A 17,846-nucleotide genomic window follows, 5' to 3' on the forward strand; every position below is an offset into this window, starting at 1 on the left:
GGGATAATTTCCCCTGCCTGTCCAAATGAGTATATTGGCGATTTAATTAGCCTGTTTGTCTTTTTCGCTTATCTATCCTATTTCTTTTGCGCTGCTTCACGTTAATCTGTATCTTTCCCCTGATCTTTCTTCCCTTTTGGAGTCCCATCGAGGCCATACACTTCATCGTAGGCATCGAAAATTTTACGTGCAATTGGAGATGCACTGACCGAGCCAAACCCACCTTCGGGTACAACAACCGCTATAGCCAGCTTCGGATTATCCCGGGGTGCAAATGCGATAAATACTCCGTTTTCCTTTTTGTTCGGCCCTGTTCCCTGCTCCGAGGTTCCTGTTTTTCTCGCATAATCGTAGGGGAAACCTTCAAACGAACTTACTTTGGTGACCATACCCTTGTGCACTTCATTCCAGTATGCATCCGCAAAATCAACCTCGTTTAACACTTTTGGTTTGATTTTCTTGACTACATTGCCATCTGCATCACGGATTTCCTTCACCAAATGAGGTTCGATCCGTTTGCCTTTATTGGCAAGCATTGTCGTATATTGTGCAAGTTGAAGCGTTGTATATTTACCTTGCTGACCAAATGAGGCAAAAGCGAGACGTGTCAAACCTGATTCATTATTATCACTATTATATTCCAGAGTACCCAGATACTCTTTCGGAAGATCAACTCCTGTAGACACGCCTAAACCGAACTCTTTCATATGTTCGTCCCACACTTTTACACCCTTGGTCGCCCCATATTTGTTATAGAGACCCTTACCCACCATATCGATCATAAAAGCATTAGAAGATTTCTCAATCGCTCTTCTCGCCGTAATAGAGCCGTTAAATGCCGAGTGTGAATTCCTAACCTTTCTTCCATCTTTGCCTAATGTAGCATAGCCTTGGTCATAATAGGTTTGCCCTGTACTGAACAGACCTTCTTTCAACCCAATTAGTACACTAAGAGGCTTAATAACGGAACCCAACAAAATAACGGACTCGGCCTTTTTACCTGATTCATTAGGAGGGAACGACTCCGTGGTTCCGTTGCGGAATACATACTTGATCTTCTCATAATCCCAATCATTCGGATCATAGTCCGGCATACTCGCCATAGCCACTACATTGCCTGTATCCACTTCCATGGCTACCGCGTATCCCGTTATAGCTTTAGGCAACTTCCTTAATTCATCTGTAATAGCTTGTTGTGCAACCATCTGAATTTCCTTGTTGATCGTTGTTACAAGCCCGTATCCCTTTTCAGGTGGAGTCAGATTCATCGTCCCGTCCGGCAAATTTCGTGCATCAATATCAATGGACTGGTAGCCACTTCGTCCACGAAGTTCTTCTTGATATTGCAGCTCCAAGCCGTCAAAGCCTACCTTCTCTTCTTCGTGATAAATAAGACCCGGGTCACGCTGGGTACTTGCTGATTCCCGAATGGCTTTATACTTTTTAAGTGTATCCGGCGCCCGTTTGAATTCTCTTGTATATCCAATCACTTGAACGGCTACCCCATCTGGGTCGTACCTTCGGACATTTTCCTCAAGAACCATAACGCCTGGAAACTCTGCTTTTTTCTCCATAAAATAGGCAATCTCTTTGGTTGTTAAATCGGATTTAACCAACCTTGGTACATACCCAAAAGTCTTCTGATAATCCAGATCCAGTCGCTTCATGATCTCTTCTGCATCTGGTTGTTCTTTGTCACCCGGATTAAACTGTTTAAACACAGCCGCCAGTTCATCAGCAAGTCCCTGCGCCTCCTGCTTGCGGTCATCATTTCTATAATCCTCATACAACAATACATAGAGGGACTGCACAGGTTCCGAATAAGCCAGCGCAACTTCCCCTGTCGCATCGTAGATTGGCCCACGAACAGGGGCGAGCGGAATATCTTTGGTATTACGGCTGGTTTCCATATAGGTCAGTTCAGGTCCCTCGACAAATTGTACAAAGGCCAACCTAAAAATTAGGATACTGAATATCACAAACGCAGCGAAAAAAAACATATTCATTCTTACACTAGACGGCTTGTTGTTGACTGGTGTATCTTCATTGGACATTTTCTTTTTCCTCAATCGGTTAAACATGGGATAAGCCTCTCCGTTCTTATGTAAAAGTAGATTCATCTATCACGCATATTGCATCAATCGGTTCAAATAACATACCTTTCCTTCTACAAGTCTATCAAAGGTCAACTGCCATGTCCTCCAGATTTTGGTTACATTTTCGTAAACAGGAGAGACATATGCCGATTCTTTCGAAACGATGTCAATACAGACATATCGTTAATCTCTTTACTCTTGAAATAAATTTTCATTCTCTTATATAAACGTGTCATAAACGATGTTTGTTACATACTGATTTGCAGCAGCTTGTGGGAAAGTGGCCTCTCAGTCCTGACAAACGTAAAAAGGACCCTCGAAAGGGTCCCCTCTTTGAATCAAAGACTCACATTACTGCGTATCTGATTCTTTATTTTTATCTTTTTTCGGTACACCGTCCAGACCAAACTCCTCATCATACGCATCGAAGATCGCACGTGCTACGGGAGCCGCACTGTTCGAACCGAAGCCCCCTTCCGGAATGACCACAGCTACAGCCAGCTTCGGATTGTTGCGTGGAGCGTAAGCAATAAACACCCCGTTATCCACCAACTTGCCTCCGACTAACTGTGTGGATGTACCTGTTTTTCTTGCAAAGTCATAAGGGAATCCACTAAACGCCGTTACTTCGGTTGCCATGCCTCGCTGTACTTCATTCCAGTAAGCATCATTAAAATCGACTGTGCTGAGCACTTTCGGTTTCATTTTCTCAACCACATTGCCTTGCGAATCACGGAACTCACTGACTAATTGTGGTTCCATACGTTTTCCTTTATTCGCTAGCATCGTAGCATACTGTGCCAGCTGCATCGTTGTATATTTCCCTTGTTGTCCAAAGGAACCGTAAACAAGTCGAGTTAGTGAACTTTCATCGGTGTTCATATAATCCCGAATACCCAAGAATTCATTCGGCAGATCAACCCCAGTAGATACACCCAAACCGAACTGCTTCATGTATTTATCCCAAACATTGATTCCCTCTGCACCATATTGGGAGTAAAGCTTCTTGCCAATCTCGTCAATCATGAACACGTTTGAGGAATGTCGAATTGCATCATGGGGTGTTAACGAACCATACACATGTCCTGATGAGTTCTGGACTCTGCGGTTATCTCCACCGAAAGTCGTTGAACCTCTGTCTGAATAAACCGTATTTGTGGTGAAAAATCCTTCTTTCAAACCGATCAATACACTAAGCGGTTTAATCGTTGAACCAAGTAATACGATAGATTCAGCTCGTTTTTTAGAATCGTCGGGCGGGAACGAACGAATTGTACCATTTTGGTATACATACTTGATGTCATCATATTGATCGTTGCTAATACTACCCGTTCTCCAGATATTCGTGTCATAATCTGGCATACTGGCAATCGAAACAATCTTCCCTGTATCCACTTCCATCGCTACCGCAAAACCTGTTTTGGCATTCGGATGCAGCTTACCAGAAACCGGATGTGAATGAAGCCAGCTTAGTTGATCCAGAATCGCCTGTTCTGTCTTCACCTGAACATTTTTGTTAATGGTTGTAATTAGGTCATACCCTTTTTCGGGTGGGGTTGAACCTGCTACACCTTCAGGCAAGTTCCGCAAGTCAACATCAACGGAGTTATAACCGCTTTTCCCCCGCAGAACATCCTGATATTGCAGTTCCAGTCCATCGAAGCCAACAAACTCATTCTCGGTATATACAAGACCTGGGTCCGTTTGCTTTTTATTGGCCTCATCGACCTCTTTGTATTTATTGAGTGTTTTAGAGCTTTTGAACTTTTTGAGATAACCAATCGTCTGAACGGCTACCGTATCCGGATCATAGTAGCGCACACTTTCCTCTACAATCTGAATTCCCTTGAATTCATCCTTGTGCTGCAGAAAATAGGCTACTTCCTCATCGGACAGATCACTCTTGATCAGACGTGGCATGAACCCATTCGCTTTACGCGAATTGAGGTCCATTGCTTCTAAGATGTTATCGACCGTAAGGGCCTCGGAATCCTTTTTCTTATACTGCTCAAAAACATCATGCAGCCGGGTTGCGATGTCCTCCACTTCCGCTATATTCGGATTTGGCTTGCCATCCACATCACCATAATTTTTGTATAAGGTCAGATACAAGGATTGAATCGGCTTGGAGTAAGCCAGCTTCACCTCACCTGTGGAATCATAGATGGTTCCTCTCACGGGAGCGAGCGGCACATCTTTGGTAATGTTGCTCGCTTCCTCCTGACTGAGCTCAGGCCCTTCCACGAATTGCAAAAATGCCAGCCGTACAATAATAACGCTAAAAATAACAAAGGAAGCGAAGAAAAATACGTTCATCCGGTAACTGAAGCGCCGCTTGTCCGTATGTTCGTCCTTCTCTTTTGAATGATTTTTCATTCATCCTACCTCTTTCATGACTTGATGCATACCGTCCAGGCTGTACAGCCTCGGCATGATAACCTGGCAACGTCGTCATCTCCCAGACCCATGTCCGGCGTAATGTTAAGCTGATTGATCTTTCAGATGGGTATCGGCAAAGTTAGGAGGATTGAACCAATCGCCACTAATCGCCCAAGTGGGGTCAAGCGGAATCCAACTTTCCGAATCACTCAAATATATTTCATTCCAAGCATGCGGACCATATCCACCCTGCCCGTTATAACCAAGACCTGTAACCACTTTGACTTCCAGACCCTGTGAACGAGCCATGACTGCATATAGACGAGCGTAATCGATACATACGCCTTCACGTGTATCAAATGTATTTTGTGGCGTCTGCTCGTGCCATATGCCCTTTTGCTCATAGTCATCCACTTTACCATAGTCATATTGAATGCGAGAACCTACCCAGTCATATAATGCCCTGGCTTTGGCTTCATCTGTCGTGTGCCCTTTCACAATTTCTTTTGCCGCAGATTCAATATCCGCCGGAATGTTATGATCAATGACTTCATATTTGCGTTGCAGAATCGCGCCAAGTTCCTTTTGCACTGCTTGAGTAAACACAGGCAGCTTGTCCTTGATGAATGTACCTGATAAAGGCTCTATAACAGATTTGGCCCCCTGCATATAAATGGGCGAAGCCTCTACATAGCGACTAAACATGCTGCCCGGATAGAGACTGACAATCATGAACAACACAGCAATCACAATCATCCCACGGACTGAGCCAATGACTGTACCGATCACAGCACCCGTAAAGCGGCTGAAAAATCCTTTTGGTCTGCTCTCTTGCTCTGCTGAACTGTATCTTCTGCTGAAAATAAAGGAAGAGAGCAATCCGAGAATCAATCGGATGAAGCCATAACTAAGCACAAACAACACGGCAAACCGCATCAGCGGAAAATCGGCAATGGCCGTAATCAATGTATAATACATCTGCTCCCAGCGGTTCAATTCACGATTTGGCATGTCTGCAGCATGCACAGACAACCATTGCTGAACATATGGCGCAAGCCATAATGTTAAACCGATGGATAACAGAATACCAATGACCGCCATAATGCCATCCATGAGGAATCCAAAGAGTCTTCCTGCCGAACGCGAAGCACCTCTGGACCACCCCTGAAGCAATGAAGCGGCCACAATCAGCAGCAGCATAATCGTTATGCCGTTGAATTCTTTCAGACTATCCAGCCAACTTTGCAGCACGTATCCATTCCTCCTTTACTACGAAGCCGGTGCTGTTCCGTTCTCCTGTGCCTGTTTGACAAAAGTTCGTATCGTTTCATTGTCGACTTTCCATTCACCCACTGAGATCCCCCGAAATGTAACATCGACTTTATCCGAATTCGTTCTACCCTTAATCTCCACATTGGGACTTGTGATGGTAAATGCTCCATCCTGTCCCTTGGTGTATGTTGCTTTGGAAGCTTCCTTGAGCATCATGCTGGTCGCTTCCTTCTTCAATGTGTCCATCGTACTCGATTGGACGTCAGTAACTGTCTCTTTGATCTGATCAATGGAGATGCCGCTGTATATCAGTAGAGCCGCAATAATGATGATGGCAATCGCCCATTTCAATACGGTTTTGACCACATTCAGAACAAAGAACAAAATGATCAACGCAACCACGATCACCAGCCAGTTCTGCATCACAAACTCTTTGATTACTTCTATGTTCATGACTACACCTTCCGTATTAGAGTTGATTATTAACACTTCCCGAATATTATACATGATTTCCGAAGCTGCTGTCAGCTAAGCCCTCCTATGTAAAAATAAACGGTCTAAGTTCGTCCCGCCGGGCGTACAAGTAGTACCATGAGGTTCTGTCCAAAGGAACGGGGAACACGGCATGACCAGTTATTGAACATGCATCGCTTAACAAGGAGGGGCTTATGTGAAAACGGCCATCTGGCTATATCTATTTTTGTTCCTTGCTGTTTTTGATCTGCACGCACAGTATCCAATCTTGACCCCTTTCGCTATCTCGCTCGGGGCGGCCCCGACCTTCATCGGCTGGATGATGGGCATCTATTCCTTGACTCATCTCCCAGGCAATCTGATTGCCGGAACCCAAATCGACAAACATGGCAGTCGTCGTTACATTGTATTCAGTTTGCTGGGTGCAGGCATCATTTTGCTTATCCAGGCGCAAATCCATACACCATGGCAGCTGCTCGCCCTGCGCTCCATCAGCGGGTTTGTACTTGCTTTTCTGTCTCCGGCCTGTCTCGCACTGCTTGCGCAACTGTCAAGTGATCCAATCAAGCAAGGCAAGTACATGTCAGGCCATGGCGTCGTACATACGCTGGCATCCGTGGTTTCCCCCGCCGCAGGCGCATTAATCGTCGGAGCTTTAGGATTTTCCGCCACCTTTGCGAGTCTCGGTTATCTGCTCATTCTGTCCGGCGTTATCGCATGGTTATCCATGCCCAAAGGCTTGGCTGAAGTTCAGCAAGAAGTAATGACCGAGCCCGCCATGCCAAGCAACCTGGTTGAAGAAAAAAGAAAATTCCTGCCCGTATCCTGGCGATACTTTGCTCTGCCCCTTGTCATTGCTTGTGCCCAAGGAATTCTTTTTTTTGAACTGCCTCTGCGTGGAGGCGGACATTCGTCCATGATGTCTACCGGACTTTTGTTTTCCATTATCAGTATTGGAGCACTATTTACCCTGAGCATGCTATTTCTCAACCGTTATTCTCCCAAACTGCGGTTGATTGCAGGAGTGCTGCTAATGTCTTTATGTTTCTTTGCTATGGCGGCGATACCACAGATTCCTTTGTCTTCCGTGCTCTTCGTTCTGGGGATGTCCAAAGGCATTATTTTCCCTGCCATGGCAACACTGTTTATTCATTTAAGCGGCGGAAACAAGCTGGGTCGCATCTTCTCTTTGCAATCTATTGCTACCTCCATTGGTTCTTTCATCGGCCCAATCACAGCAGGACAGCTTCGCGTGGGTCTATCACCATATTTCATTGGCTTTGTATTATTAATGATCGGTATTATGCTGCTCCCTTATTTCACAGCCAGACGCGAAGCTTCCCTATCTGATCCTAAAAGCATACTGGGTTAACCGTATCAAGATGATCTATATCCAAACCCTTTGACAATAGAAAGGCTTGTATTTTTCTTAGCTTTGCATCATTCCCCCATTTACAGCTAAACTATATAAAATGGACTGATGTTTTACACACAAACGAGGTGACTTCTTCATCTTCAAGATTTCTTCTTAAATATCCTCATTAGGAATGGACGATCAGCGGAAGTAGTGGAGGGGACGGAATCGATTCTGAAGAAGCGGTAGCGTTCGCCTTTGACTCCAGATGTTATACCTTTCAAAAATAAATTCAAAACATTTGGAGGCAACAGCGATCGAAAGAACGATCCGTAAACGGAACGGCCACTGATGCTTAGAGATTCAGTTCAGAATGTGGAAAAGAAGTTAGAGATCGAAGATGTTTCTGTCAGCGTAGTCGCCGTGTAAAAATTAGAAGTCCATTTTATATAATCCAGTCGATTTTCGCTGCAACATTTCCCGGGGAATGTCGACACAAGCTCTTGATCAAGAGGTGAATATGATGCCTATTCATGTCATTGTGGAAGGTAAAAACGACCGCAGCAAACTAAAACGTCTTGTAGGACCTGAAATCAACATTTTGTGCACGTTTGGAACACTGAATTCTCTCAAGCTTGAGTCGCTGCGCAAACAGGTTGGTTACGATGAGGTCTACTTATTTATGGATAATGACAGTTCGGGTAAAAAAATCAGGGGTGTGCTGCGAGATGCCTTCCCGGATGCAGTACAGATGTATACACGACGCGGTTATGCGGGTGTAGAGGGAACTCCCGATGAATACATCATCGCCCAGCTGGAGAAAGCCGGATTGGAATCGTATATCCAATATCCTGAATTCCCATCGTTTTAAACCGTAAGAGGCTGCTCGCCAGGGTATTCATTCAACCCAGGAAGCAGCCTCTTTATTTGGCGATTATAATGAACGCATCTTTATTCCTTGATCAGATTGCGAATGTCTTCCGCAATGACTGCTGGTGCAACATCCTCTGTATTAAACGCATTGTATACCTTGCGCAACTGGTTATTCCGATCCACCAATCCAATCATGTTCATATGGGCAAAATCGTCCTTGTTCTCACCCTCAATGAGGATCTGGAATGAATCCCTTGCGAGCTGTTTCGTTTGATCCATATCCCCCCGCAGGAAGTACCAGCCTTCATAATCCGCGTGGAATCGATCTGCAAATTCCTTAATCTTCTCCTTGGTATCCACTTTCGGATCAAACGAGATGGACACAAATGAGACATCCTTGCCAAAGGTATCGTCCTCTTTCAACAGATCCTGCACCTGGGATAACGTAAACGTCGTAATTGGGCACACATCCGGACAACTGGTGAAATAAAAGTAGAACAAACGCACCTTGCCTTTGGTATCATCCAGAGATACTGTGCTTCCATCCACATTTTCCATCGAAAAGGATTGAATCTTCCGAATTTCGGGTAATTTTTCCTTGCTGGCAAATACGGTGCCCCACATTAAATATACCGCCATAATCAGCGCAAGCCCTAGCAGCATCCATGTCCATTTATACTTTTTCAGCATCATTATCGTCCTTTCCTATATCAGATCATATGAATACGCATACATAAAGCTGTAACGGTTCTCTATAAAATTCACGGACTCTGGATCGTGTTTTTAATGCCATTTCCTCATTCCCATACCACTTTGATGCATATGTATACCAAGAACCCAACCGACAATGGGCCCCCTTGTTATTGTAGCTGTTCCGCGGACCCGTGCCCATCTAATGTTTATTAAAGCATTTCATTCTGCTCATTTGTGCACTGTATCCAGAATCATCAATATAAAACTCAAGGATAGATAGTTAATGGAGTAAAGGAATACCTTTTTGGCCCAGGCATCTGTATTTTGTACACGGAAACCTTTAAGAGCGTAGTACAGCCACAGCACGGAAAGTATCAGTGAAACGGTAAGATAAAAGATGCCTGCGTATCCGTAAGCGTACATGAGGACTGGGACAAAGATTTGCAAAACCAGATAAGGGATCATCTGAATCTTGGTCCGTTCAATACCCTTTACAACCGGTAATAGCGGAAATCCACCAGCCCGATAATCTTCTACCCTGCGGATCGCGAGCGCCCAGAAGTGTGGAGGCTGCCATAAAAACAACATGGCCAGAAGCAGCCATGCACCAAGATCCATCCGTCCGGTTACTGCAACATACCCGATGACTGGCGGCATTGCACCAGACAGACCGCCAATGGAGGTGCTCCATGTCGACGAACGTTTTAACCAAAGGGTGTACATAAACACATAGACAAACATGCCAAAAATGCCGCATAATCCGGCAAGTACCCCGGAGAAGGAAAATAGTACGGATAATCCAATCACACCCAAAATAATGGCATAGGATAGAACGACTTTGGGTGTTAAACGTCCTGTTGGCAAGGACCTATTGCGGGTACGTTCCATTTTGAGATCAAGTTCACGGTCAAAGTAATTGTTAAATACACAAGAAGAAGCCATAATCAGTACCGTCCCAAGCAGGGTCAGCACCATCTTGCCATAGTCGACGTCCCACTGGGATGCAAGCCAAAAGCCACCAAAAACCGCAATAAGGTTGGTTCGAAGAATGCCCGGTTTCGTAATATGGATAAAATCTTTCCACGTCCCTGATTTCATCGGAGGCGCAGATCGTGTTGCCGAATCGGAAGAAGCCTGGTATCTCAATGGATTGTCCACGCTTGTGAATCCCCCTTCTTCTTGATCTCATGGAGGTTTCTCTCTCTGCCTCCGATATAAAGTTTATCACAGGAAAAGGAAAAAGAGTTTGACAATGCTCGTACAATTGCTGTCAATTGAGCAGGTTCTTGTCATTTCTTTGCAAATTAGAGTGTTTTGCTTCCCGGTAGGCGGATAATATACACTATATATGGGTATCACCTAGATAGAGAAGCAACTCGCATTAACGATACACCACACAAAGGAGACGTTTATGGATACTTCTACACATTTTGTCATGGGGATTGGTTTGGCCGGTCTGGCTTATGTCGATCCTGTTGTCGCGACGAGTCCCATGCTCGCAGCTGCGGTCATGGTTGGCACCATTGCAGGCTCGCAGGCTCCTGACATCGACACTGCGTTACGTCTCAAAAGCAACTCGCTCTACATTCGGAATCACCGGGGTATGTCTCATTCACTGCCATTTCTCCTGTTATGGGTTCTGCTCATCACCGGTGTCATTGCACTGATCTTCCCGGGTGTCGCTGTTGGACACGTCGCAGCTTGGACTGCTGTCGCTGTATGCGTTCACGTTTTTACCGATTTGTTCAATACCTATGGAACTCAGGCAGCACGGCCTTTTACTGAACGCTGGATTGCCTGGAACATCATTCATATTTTTGATCCGTTTCTGTTTACCACACATGTGCTGGCCATTTTGTTATGGGCTTTCGATCTGATTGCTCCTGCTCCACTCTTTGTTTCACTGTATATTTTGATTGGCTTGTATTATGTATGGCGGACAATAGCACGTGCTATGGCTGTTAGACAGGTGAAGCGACTCGACAAAAATAATTCTGAGGCTCATTACATGGTCATCCCAACGATATCCTGGAACCGATGGCATGTGGTGAAAAGATATGAAGACGGCAGTTATGAGATTGGCAAAATGGATCATTCCGTCTTAACCTGGAATCTCCATGCTTCATCGTCCACTCACGCGGCTGTCGCCGCCTCACGCAACTCTCCTGAAGTCACTGCGTTTCTGTACTTCACCTCCTATGCTGTTGCAGAGGTGGAAGAATTACCAGCAGGATACAAGGTTCGCTGGGCAGATGTACGTTATCGACACCGCAAACAATATCCATTTGTCGCTGTAGTCGTTATGGATCGAAATTTCGAAACGATTGATACGTATGTCGGCTGGTTAAGTGACGAGAAAATGGATAAAAAACTTTTATCCGCACGCTCTTGACGAAAGGTGCATGGAAGGGCACAATCAGACATAGGAACGAATGCGCGAGAAAGCCCGGAGCGTTTCCGCTCCGGGCTTCTGCTTGTTGCTGTTTGGTTATAATAATTATTTGCCAGACCCAGCCAGAGACTGCTCAGCGATTTGTACCAGACGTTTGGTGATATACCCGCCCAGAGATCCTGTCTCACGGGAAGTGTAGTTACCGTAGTAACCGTCTTGTGGGATAGTTACACCCAGTTCCTGTGCAGCTTCGATTTTCAATTGTTGCAGTGCTGAATTTGCTTGAGGTACCACCAAGTTGTTAGAACGAGATCCTTGAGCCATATTTAAAATCTCCCTTCAATCTGTGTCTGTAATGTAATTGCAAGCTTGCAAGATTATTATGGCTCGTGCGCATCAGGTTATACGGAATTTCATCAAATTTCTATATGGAGGTTTTTCCCAATGAGCAAAGGTTTATCGCTATGGTTTGCATTCTCTTCGATTATGTTGTTAGCGGTTACGGCGATTATGATCTCTTACTCCGGCTGGTTGGCTACGCTGCTGTTTATCGTGTCCGTTGCCAACATCGGCTGGGGATTCGTTATTCGCGCAAAGAAAGAGCGTCATGAAGGACGTACCACTTCAGAAACCGCCTCTTGACCCAGTAAACTTCATAGGATAGTACGATAATAAAGAGGAGCCCCAATAGGGCTCCTCTTTATTATGTGAACAATTCATTTACTTTAAGTTACTTGCCTCGTCCTACTACAACGTACGTCTAGGAACAAACCCCATGCGTTCTTTAACCGCATTAAGTGTCAGGGAAGCCACCGCTTCTGCGCGACGAGCTGAAGTTTCCAGAATGTCGGCCAATTCGCCAGACTCGCGAATCTCACGATACCGTTCCTGTAAAGGTTCAATAACGGATACCACCACTTCAGCCAGTTCTTTTTTGAACGGTCCATACATTTTGCCTTCATAGCGTTCCGCTACTTCGTTCAATGTCAGACCTGCGCATTCAGCGTAGATACTCATCAGGTTGCTGACTTCAGGTTTGTTTGCCGGATCATATACAACTTCACGACCAGAATCGGTTGTGGCACGGCTAATTTTTTTGCGGATCACATCTGGCGGATCAAGCAAGGCGATGTAGCTGCCTGCATTGGGATTACTTTTGCTCATTTTGGAAGAAGCATCGTCCAGTGACATTACACGAGCACCCACCTGTGGAATATAAGGGTCTGGAATCGTGAAATACTCACCATAACGATGGTTAAAACGTCCCGCCAAATCGCGTGTCAGTTCCAGATGCTGCTTTTGGTCTTCGCCTACTGGCACAAGATCAGCATTATACAGCAAAATATCAGCAGCCATTAATGAAGGATATACAAACAGTCCGGCGCCAACAGAATCTTTACCGGATGATTTGTCCTTGAACTGAGTCATGCGTTCGAGCTCACCCATCGAAGTCAGGGTGGTCATCAACCAGCCCAATTCCGCGTGCTGCGGTACATGGGATTGCAGAAACACATTGGATTTCGTAGGATCGATTCCAGCTGCGATGAACAATGCAGCTACCGCCTCAGACTGCTCACGCAGCGCTGCTGGCTCTTGAGCTACCGTTACAGCGTGAAGATCAACCACCATGAAGTGACATTGATAGTCATGCTGCAATTTCACAAAGTTTTTAATTGCTCCGATGTAGTTGCCCAATGTGAGCTTGCCACTCGGCTGAATTCCCGAAAGTACTGTTTTCATTTCACATAACGCCTCCCTATTTGTTTGTTCCTATTCTCCGCGAACGCAAAAAGGCCCCACATCCGCAAGGGACGTGAGACCGTGGTGCCACCCTTATTCGCATTTCTCCAATCCTCAAGACCTGATTAGATCATGTAGAAGAAATGCCTTCATTTCTCCGTAACGTGGAGTATACGTCCGATTCTACTAAGGGTAGTCCAAGCTCCAGACATCGCCTGTTCAAACCAGCACTCAAAGGTCCATTCGGTAAAGAGTTCACACCGATTCACATCATCCATCGGCTTTCTGAAGAGAGTTCTCTTGGCTTACTTGTCCCTGTCATCGCTTTGATTATAATTCATTAAATAAAACACTTCGTTCAGAATACCATCTTAATCCGCACGGAGCAGAATGTCAAAATGGGAATAGCTTTTTTTACCCACTTCACAGAAATCTGTTATGATGGAATTGCTTATCCTAATTACCAGCATTCATTCGGTATGCTAATGGGATAAGTGGCATGTACACAATGACACGCCTGCAACGGCATATAGGAATGGTCGTTTGCAGACAGATTTCAAGTGGGAAAAGGAGCATCGATATGAAAAAAGTGACCAAAGGCCAATGGAATGGTTACGACACGTATATCCTACATAGCCGTGAATTGGAGATTACCCTGCTGCCGCGTCTTGGAAATAATATTATTTCGATTCGCGATCTGGTGCAGGGCCGCGATGTCGTTCGCAGTCCGGAAGAAGACGAACTTGCCTTTTATTTGCAGAAGCCGTATCACTTCGGCGTTCCGCTTCTTGTTCCGCCAGGCCGCATTCATCGAGGACAATTCGAATATGAGGGAGTTCATTACCAATTCGATCAGAATACGGCCAATGACAACCATATTCACGGCCTCCACCGCAGCCAGTCCTGGTGTGTCAGCGACATCGAAGAAGATGAAGATGGCTGTGCAATTACAACGGAATTATTAACTGAAAATGAAGAGCATTGGATGGCTCAATTTCCAATTCCTTTGAAGCTTGAGATGACGTTCAGACTACAAAACGCGGTGTTAAGCCAGCGTCTGCGTGTGACCAATCTGAGCTCTACTCCTGCTCCTTTTGGAATGGGATATCATACATGGTTTCTGCTTGACGGCAAACCTGCCGAATGGACACTTCAACTTCCTGTGTCCGGAATTTACGCTCAGAATGAAGAACAACTGCCTACAGGTGAGATTGAATCTCTCGGAGAATGGTCTTCTTTGAACGATGGCATGAACATGCAAGGACGAAACTGGGATACTATTTTGAAAGCTGCCGAAGGGCAACCAGCGGTAGCTCACTTGCGCAGGCAGGATGGATATACGCTGAAATATTCAGCGGATGAAGCATATTTCAAACATTGGGTCCTCTTTACAAAGGGCGAATCCGATCAATTTCTATGCATTGAACCCTACACATGGCTCCCTGATGCACCCAATTTGAAATTAACAGACGAGCAAACGGGACTGATTCGTCTGGAACCTGAACAGCCAGTTGAGCTATTTACACGTATTGAGATTGTTCCCCCAACCGAGTAGTAACTCTTGCACTCTCAGGGGCCTTCTATGGGACATAGCCCCTATATTTCCCTTTTATTCTTCGTAGCCGATCCATACTGGATCGGCTTTTTCCATGTTATATCTCATCTCTTTTATCCAAATTATACCTTATGCCATATCATGCATATTTCCTCATTCTCTAACCATACTAACATCACCAAGCCATAAGGAGGTGACACACATGTACGGAGGTCAAAACCAAGGTAGCGGAAGCCGCTCCAACAATCTGGTTGTTCCCCAAGCAACAGCAGCATTGCAACAATTGAAAATTGAAGCTGCACAAGAGCTGGGTGTAACTATTCCCCAAGACGGTTACTACGGTAACTACACTTCCCGTGAGACAGGTTCTCTGGGTGGTTACATCACTAAACGTCTGGTACAAATCGCTGAGCAGCAATTATCGGGTCGTTCGTAAGCTCGTAATTTGTGCTCGTATATGCAAGAACAAAAAAGCGGCCTTCCTCGGAAGTGCCGCTTTCCTGTGTGCTCATCACAATTATGAAGACGACTCCATGCCTGAATCCATGTATGTATTGGTTCTTGGATAACGAATCATCAGGTTCGCCATATTATAGTTGGACTCCATCGTGGCATCAACTAGAATCATGCCTTGTCTTACTGTAAAATCAAATGCAATTTCTCCATGCGTCCAATTTCGCTTAAATTTCAAAGTCTCCAGTGCCATTGCGCGGAAAGAAGAGCGCTGGGTTTCGTTTAGTCCACCGTCCTCCACTTCCATTTGACCGTCACGTCCGGTTATCGGATTATGTCGAATCCCAAACTTTCCAATTACATTATTTCGTATTTGCACAAAAACTACACCTGAATCTAACCCTGATAATTCATGATCAAGCTCTTTGAACACCAGATCCAACTGTCGTGCTAATGAAAGCTGGTCAATTTTTACCATAACGCTCCTCCTTTATGCACTTCATCCTTCAAAACAAGGACTTACGACTCATTATATGACAACAAATGTGGTCATTCAACAAAGACAAACAAACTTGGGTAATTATAACTATAATTTGCACAATTAATTGCCATTTTGCGTCCTTTTAGCGAGTTATTTCTCTTAATTGCGACAAATTATTTAGCGGGAGCTTAACTTTAAAAAACACAAAAAAGGCCGCAACCCCGTGTGTATTTACACAGGATTGCAGCCCCATTACATATATAGGAATACTATTTTGCGGATTCTGTCATCTCAAGAAATTGATCAATATCGGCAATGACCAGGTTCGCTGCATTTTGCCAGAAATCAGGTTGTGTGAGATCTGTACCCAGATGTTTCTGAGCCAGTTCTTCTACCGTCATTCGGCCCGTATCTCGCAGCAAGTCATCGTATTTATCGGCAAATGCCGTGCCTTCCTCCTGCGCTCTGGCGTATATGCCTGCACTGAACATATATCCGAACGTATACGGGAAGTTGTAGAATGGTACACCTGTCAGATAGAAATGCAGCTTGGATGCCCAGAAATGCGGATGATCGGATGCAAGCGCACCACAGAACGCTTCTTGCTGTGCTTCCACCATCAGTTTGGACAACTCATCTGCATTCACCAAACCTTGTTTGCGTTGCTCATAGAACCGATTTTCGAACAGGAAACGAGCGTGAATATTCATGAAAAATGCAACGCTTCGTTGAATCTTGTCTTCGAGCAGAGCAAGCTTCTCTTGCTCATCCGTTGCTGCTTGAACCAGTGCATCGGCTACAATCAACTCAGCAAAGGTAGATGCCGTTTCCGCCACATTCATGGCGTAGCGTTGATTCAAGGCCGGCAGTTCTTCCATAATGTGCTGATGATATCCGTGACCAAGTTCATGGGCAAGTGTCGACACATTCGACGGCGTTCCAGAGAAGGTCATGAAAATACGTGTTGCTTTGCTGAGCGGCAATGACGTACAGAATCCCCCTGGACGCTTGCCAGGACGGTCCTCTGCTTCGATCCAACGTTTCTCAAACGCCATCTCTGCAAATTTGGAAAGTTTGGGACTGAACTTGGCGAATTGATCAACAATATTGATGGCTGCCTCGTCATATGTGACTTTTCCACCCGACTTGCCTACAGGTGCATCCACGTCACTCCAGCTGAGTTTTTCCACACCAAGCAGTTTTGCCTTGCGCTCCAAATATCGAACCAATGCAGGTTTGGCACCGTTAATTACGTTCCACATTGTATCGAGCGTCTGACGCGACATCCGATTGATCGCCAAAGGTTCCTTGAGAATATCATCCCAGCCGCGCTTCTCATACAATTTGAGACGGAAGCCTGCCAGATGGTTTAATGTATCTGCACAGAAGTCTTCGACATCGGTCCAAGCTTGTTCCCAATTGGCGAATACAGTCTCGCGCACATTCCGGTCACTGTCGCTCAGCTTGTTGGAAGCCTGGCCTGCGGACAGCATAACCGTTTCACCATTTTGCTCAAATGGAATGTTAACCTTGCTCACAATGGTGTTATAGAATTTGCCCCAGCCATGGTAACCATCCACGCCCAAATCAAGCGCAAGGCCTTCAAGCTCAGGAGACAGTTTCTCACGAGCTTGCGTGCGGCTCTCGTTCAATGCAAAGGCAAGCGGCCGAATATCCTCCCGGGCAATCCATGCTTCCCATACAGAGTCTGTCGTCTGGCTAAGCGTATTATCGAATTGGGACTTGGTGCTGTTGAACATCGCGCTAAGAGAACTTATGGTTCCCTGAAGCTGAACTGCCTTTTTATCCTTTTGGTTTTGTGAAGAAAGACAGGACACAAATGCCGACCCTTCCGAAATTCGGATATAACAGCTCTGAAGCAATGCCAGGATCGGATCAAACGCATTCGTTTCTTCCAACGACTTGGGTGCAGATGTTTCTTTCAAAAGGGCTTGCAGCTTGCGTACATCCTGCTCCAGCTCAATCAAATACGCAGCGAACGACTCGGAGGCAGAACCTCCACTAAAGATGGACTCCAGATCCCAGACGGGTTGTAATGGTGTTTTCATTTAAATAAGGCACCT

The 17,846-nt window shown here is 45.4% G+C and carries 16 protein-coding genes and 1 other annotated feature; of the genes, 6 read left to right on the forward strand and 10 right to left on the reverse strand.

Annotation, left to right across the window (positions count from 1 at the left end; translation table 11 throughout):
- Positions 1-101 precede the first annotated feature (101 nt).
- From ACDJ58_RS24870 to ACDJ58_RS24885, 4 genes are all read right to left on the reverse strand, one after another.
- Positions 102-2,081, reverse strand: coding sequence for a peptidoglycan D,D-transpeptidase FtsI family protein (locus tag ACDJ58_RS24870; protein WP_413373500.1), 1,980 nt, complete (start codon positions 2,079-2,081; stop codon positions 102-104).
- A 366-nt stretch (positions 2,082-2,447) separates the two neighbouring features.
- On the reverse strand, positions 2,448-4,472 hold the full coding sequence (locus ACDJ58_RS24875; protein ID WP_413373502.1) for a peptidoglycan D,D-transpeptidase FtsI family protein: 2,025 nt from the start codon (positions 4,470-4,472) through the stop codon (positions 2,448-2,450).
- Between the two features lie 105 nt (positions 4,473-4,577).
- Positions 4,578-5,675 (reverse strand): transglutaminase domain-containing protein, encoded by a 1,098-nt coding sequence (locus ACDJ58_RS24880; protein WP_413379823.1) that lies wholly within the window; start codon positions 5,673-5,675, stop codon positions 4,578-4,580.
- A 69-nt stretch (positions 5,676-5,744) separates the two neighbouring features.
- Positions 5,745-6,200, reverse strand: coding sequence for an ATPase (locus ACDJ58_RS24885; protein ID WP_413373504.1), 456 nt, complete (start codon positions 6,198-6,200; stop codon positions 5,745-5,747).
- 217 nt (positions 6,201-6,417) lie between these two features.
- Between ACDJ58_RS24885 and ACDJ58_RS24890 the strand changes: the two genes are divergently transcribed.
- Together ACDJ58_RS24890 and ACDJ58_RS24895 are read left to right on the forward strand one after the other, a co-directional pair.
- Entirely contained in the window at positions 6,418-7,593 is a 1,176-nt protein-coding gene (locus ACDJ58_RS24890) for an MFS transporter (protein ID WP_413373506.1), read from the forward strand.
- Between the two features lie 505 nt (positions 7,594-8,098).
- The gene (locus ACDJ58_RS24895; protein ID WP_024631255.1) at positions 8,099-8,446 is read left to right on the forward strand and encodes a toprim domain-containing protein; all 348 of its coding nucleotides are present in this window, start codon (positions 8,099-8,101) and stop codon (positions 8,444-8,446) included.
- Between the two features lie 80 nt (positions 8,447-8,526).
- Here the strand turns inward: ACDJ58_RS24895 and ACDJ58_RS24900 are convergent, their stop codons facing one another.
- Both ACDJ58_RS24900 and cyoE read right to left on the reverse strand, forming a co-directional pair.
- Positions 8,527-9,138 carry an SCO family protein gene (locus ACDJ58_RS24900; RefSeq protein WP_413379825.1) on the reverse strand — a complete coding sequence of 204 codons (612 nt, stop codon included), beginning with the start codon at positions 9,136-9,138 and terminating at the stop codon, positions 8,527-8,529.
- A gap of 231 nt (positions 9,139-9,369) precedes the next feature.
- Positions 9,370-10,299 (reverse strand): heme o synthase, encoded by a 930-nt coding sequence (cyoE, locus tag ACDJ58_RS24905; protein WP_413373508.1) that lies wholly within the window; start codon positions 10,297-10,299, stop codon positions 9,370-9,372.
- A 253-nt stretch (positions 10,300-10,552) separates the two neighbouring features.
- On the opposite strand from cyoE, the gene ACDJ58_RS24910 reads away from it, so the two are divergent.
- Positions 10,553-11,533, forward strand: coding sequence for a metal-dependent hydrolase (locus ACDJ58_RS24910; RefSeq protein WP_413373510.1), 981 nt, complete (start codon positions 10,553-10,555; stop codon positions 11,531-11,533).
- A 105-nt stretch (positions 11,534-11,638) separates the two neighbouring features.
- Here the strand turns inward: ACDJ58_RS24910 and ACDJ58_RS24915 are convergent, their stop codons facing one another.
- Positions 11,639-11,857: an alpha/beta-type small acid-soluble spore protein gene (locus ACDJ58_RS24915; protein WP_017692386.1), complete on the reverse strand. Its 219-nt coding sequence runs from the start codon at positions 11,855-11,857 to the stop codon at positions 11,639-11,641.
- 120 nt (positions 11,858-11,977) lie between these two features.
- On the opposite strand from ACDJ58_RS24915, the gene ACDJ58_RS24920 reads away from it, so the two are divergent.
- The gene (locus ACDJ58_RS24920) at positions 11,978-12,175 is read left to right on the forward strand and encodes a hypothetical protein (protein WP_413373512.1); all 198 of its coding nucleotides are present in this window, start codon (positions 11,978-11,980) and stop codon (positions 12,173-12,175) included.
- Positions 12,176-12,280: 105 nt separating this feature from the next.
- On the opposite strand, the gene trpS is transcribed toward ACDJ58_RS24920, so the two are convergent.
- Entirely contained in the window at positions 12,281-13,273 is a 993-nt protein-coding gene (gene trpS / locus ACDJ58_RS24925) for a tryptophan--tRNA ligase (protein WP_413373514.1), read from the reverse strand.
- Positions 13,274-13,337: 64 nt separating this feature from the next.
- Positions 13,338-13,604: a binding site (T-box leader), on the reverse strand.
- A 249-nt stretch (positions 13,605-13,853) separates the two neighbouring features.
- Here trpS and ACDJ58_RS24930 point away from each other — a divergent pair.
- Together ACDJ58_RS24930 and ACDJ58_RS24935 are read left to right on the forward strand one after the other, a co-directional pair.
- The gene (locus tag ACDJ58_RS24930; protein ID WP_413373516.1) at positions 13,854-14,828 is read left to right on the forward strand and encodes an aldose 1-epimerase; all 975 of its coding nucleotides are present in this window, start codon (positions 13,854-13,856) and stop codon (positions 14,826-14,828) included.
- Between the two features lie 202 nt (positions 14,829-15,030).
- On the forward strand, positions 15,031-15,264 hold the full coding sequence (locus ACDJ58_RS24935) for an alpha/beta-type small acid-soluble spore protein (protein WP_017692382.1): 234 nt from the start codon (positions 15,031-15,033) through the stop codon (positions 15,262-15,264).
- Positions 15,265-15,345: 81 nt separating this feature from the next.
- Here the strand turns inward: ACDJ58_RS24935 and ACDJ58_RS24940 are convergent, their stop codons facing one another.
- The gene (locus tag ACDJ58_RS24940; RefSeq protein WP_413373518.1) at positions 15,346-15,759 is read right to left on the reverse strand and encodes an O-methyltransferase; all 414 of its coding nucleotides are present in this window, start codon (positions 15,757-15,759) and stop codon (positions 15,346-15,348) included.
- Between the two features lie 272 nt (positions 15,760-16,031).
- A complete protein-coding gene (locus ACDJ58_RS24945; protein WP_413373520.1) occupies positions 16,032-17,831 on the reverse strand; it encodes a M3 family oligoendopeptidase in 1,800 nt (599 codons plus the stop codon).
- Positions 17,832-17,846 lie beyond the last annotated feature (15 nt).

The organism is Paenibacillus taichungensis (assembly GCF_047302525.1).
GTDB classification, from domain to species: domain Bacteria; phylum Bacillota; class Bacilli; order Paenibacillales; family Paenibacillaceae; genus Paenibacillus; species Paenibacillus taichungensis_B.